The sequence below is a fragment of the Mesorhizobium sp. M0293 genome (assembly GCF_040321735.1).
Lineage (GTDB): Bacteria > Pseudomonadota > Alphaproteobacteria > Rhizobiales > Rhizobiaceae > Mesorhizobium.
The window spans coordinates 1-2,813 of sequence record NZ_JAMYSA010000240.1; the positions used below are offsets into that span (position 1 = coordinate 1).

1 protein-coding gene and 2 pseudogenes are annotated in these 2,813 nt (G+C 62.1%); all 3 read left to right on the forward strand.

The window, feature by feature from the left end; genetic code table 11:
• Positions 1-157: 157 nt before the first annotated feature.
• Positions 158-788, forward strand: a pseudogene (locus tag NKJ06_RS35035) (tyrosine-type recombinase/integrase).
• Between the two features lie 365 nt (positions 789-1,153).
• Positions 1,154-2,071 carry an aldo/keto reductase gene (locus tag NKJ06_RS35040; protein ID WP_352636046.1) on the forward strand — a complete coding sequence of 306 codons (918 nt, stop codon included), beginning with the start codon at positions 1,154-1,156 and terminating at the stop codon, positions 2,069-2,071.
• Between the two features lie 65 nt (positions 2,072-2,136).
• Positions 2,137-2,700: pseudogene (locus NKJ06_RS35045) on the forward strand (DUF6064 family protein); the annotation flags it as partial.
• Positions 2,701-2,813 lie beyond the last annotated feature (113 nt).

A 2,813-nucleotide genomic window follows, 5' to 3' on the forward strand; every position in this document is an offset into this window, starting at 1 on the left:
GAACCCCGCTCAACGCAGGCGCAACGACCGGTTCTTGATCTCTACCTCAACCGCGGGCGCCCATCCCGCGCAGCGGGTTCGTTCTTCGGCCCCATCCCAACCGAGTCAGTACCTGGGCGTTCCTCCCGTAGCCAATCATGGCCGAAGGAGAAACGAAATGGGACATTCTCACTATGACTCCACCGCTCCCGATCGCCGCGCGTGGAACGCGGGCAAGAAGGTCGGAACGAAACGCCCGCTGAAATCTCGACAGATATGGGCGATCCGATTCTTTCTCGATCGAGAGCGGCGATTGCGCGATCGAGCCCTCTTCGATCTAGCAATCGACAGCAAGTTGCGCGGCTGCGATTTCATCAGGATCAAGATCGGCACCTTGGTTCTCGGGCCGGAAATTCGAACCCGCGCGATGGTCGTGCAACACAAGGCGGGCCGACCGGTGCAGTTCGAGTTGATGAGCGACGCACGCTCCAGTCTTCGCATGGCTGGAACGGCGCGGCGGCACGGTCGACGACTATGCATTCCCGAGCAGGATCGACCCAAAGCGTCACATAAGCACGAGGCAGTATGTCCGCCTCGTGGACGAATGGGTTGTGGCGATCGGACTTCGACCCCAGGAATACGGCACGCATTCGCTGCGGCGTACCAAAGCGTCGATCATTTACAAGACGACAGGTAACCTCCGCGCTGTTCAGATTCTGCTGGGCCACATCAAAATCGAGAACACAGTCCGGTATCTTGGCGTCGACGTAGAAGATGCCCTCGAACTCGCCGAGGCCACGGAAGTCTAGCCAGATGCGGCTCCATTTCCCAGTGGAGCCGTGGATGCTAAGCGCCTTATCTTCGTCATTAAAGTTAGCTGTGCTTGGTGCCTCAAAGCGGAGATTCCCGGCGACCGCACTGGAGGCGGCGGGCGCGCCAGAAGCAGACGTTTCTGCTCAGCTGCGCGCCGATCATTTGTCGGCTCGCGCCGGTCATTGTCGGCTGAAGTAAACACACTAGCGCGAACGCTCGGACGATTGGAGCCCTACGATCAGCACAATCTTAGAAGTTTGGAACGAGTCCTGCTAGACGGCGTTGAACGCGAACGGCGCTTGCTGCAGCAGGGCCTCCGCCATTCGCCAACGCCGCGAACGACTGAACGACGGAGACGCTTATGACGACGACCCGGAGAACATTCGTCCAAGGCTCAATTGCGGCGGCGACTGCCGCCATGATCCCGGCAGTCGCGCTCAGTCAGCCTACCACGCCCGCGACGCGGCCTATCCCGTCATCCGCCGAGATGATCCCGGTTGTCGGGCTCGGCACCTGGATCACCTTCAATGTCGGCGACGATCCGGTACTCAGGGACGAATGCGCCGATGTGATGGCCGCCTTCTTCGAGGCGGGCGGGCGGATGATCGATTCCTCGCCCATGTACGGCTCGTCCCAGCCCGTCATCGGCCATGGCCTCGAAAGGCTCGGACGACCCGACACGCTGTTTTCGGCGGAGAAAGTCTGGACTTCCTCCAGCGCAAGCGGAAGCGCACAGCTCGAACAGTCACGCCGCTACTGGGGCGTGCAGCACTTTGACCTCGTCCAGGTCCACAATCTTGTCGCCTGGGAGGCGCATCTTCAAACGCTGTTCGAGATGAAGGCGGCAGGCCAGATCCGCTATGTCGGCATCACCACGTCGGAGGGGCGCCGGCACGATCTCTTCGAAGAAATCATGCGCAGCCAGCCACTCGACTTCGTGCAACTCACCTACAACATCGCCGACCGCGAGGCGGAGGAGCGGCTGTTGCCGCTTGCGGCCGATCGAGGGATTGCCGTGATCGTCAACCGGCCCTTCAGGCAGGGTGCGCTGACGCGACGGCTCGAAGGCGAGCCGCTGCCCGGATGGACAAGCGAGATCGGCGCCTCGACCTGGGCGCTGTTCATCCTGAAGTTCATCCTCTTGCATCCCGCCGTCACCGTCGTCATCCCCGCCACGACCCGCGTCGACCATGTGCGCGAAAACATGGCTGCGGCCGCGGGACTGCTTCCCGATGCGGCGATGCGCGAGCGGATGGCAGCCTACGTGCGCGATCTCTGATGTCTGAATGGTGGACTTACCGGCCGGAGGATTTTCTCCTCTTCTCGCCGCGCGTCTACTGGCGCATGTTCGAGATGCACAACGCCGCGCTCTGGCCGCTGCAGTTCCTGGCGCTCGCCGCCGGCCTCGGCATGGTCGTTGTCGTTCATCGGCGGCCTTTTAGCCACGACCGGTGGATCGCGCTCATGCTCGCCCTGATCTGGACCTTCGTCGGATGGTCCTTCCTGTGGAACCGCTATGCGGCGATCAACTGGGCGATCGAGTATGTCGCGCCGCTCTTCGCACTCCAGGCGATCCTGCTGCTATTCACCGGCACAATGTTCAACGGGCTCACCTTCGACCAGCGCGGCATCGTCGGCTGGATCGGGCTCCTCCTCGTGGCTTTCGGGCTTGTCGCCTATCCGCTTCTCCCGCAGGTCTTTGGACGTTCCTGGTCCGGTACGGAAATCTTCGGCATCGCGCCCGACCCCACCGTGATAGTTACACTCGGTGTTCTGCTTTTGGCGCGCGGCAGGCTTCTGTTCCTGCTCATGCCGATCCCGCTGCTGTGGTCGCTGCTCAGCGGCTTGACGCTGCGGACCATGGGGGACGTGCAGTTCTGGCTGCCGCTTCTGGCAGCAGTTGCGGCTCTCGCCGCCTTCGGTCTTCAAGCGGCGACTAGGTGTGGAGCCTCAACAGGTTGTCGTCGGTTAAGGCGAGGCGACTGATGGGCGGTTTTGACTTTAGGCTGCCGTGGGGGCGA

What these genes read in the sequence shown, in the direction of transcription:
- NKJ06_RS35040 (WP_352636046.1), top strand. Translation starts at nt 1,154, where the DNA reads ATGACGACGACCCGGAGAACATTCGTCCAAGGCTCAATTGCGGCGGCG.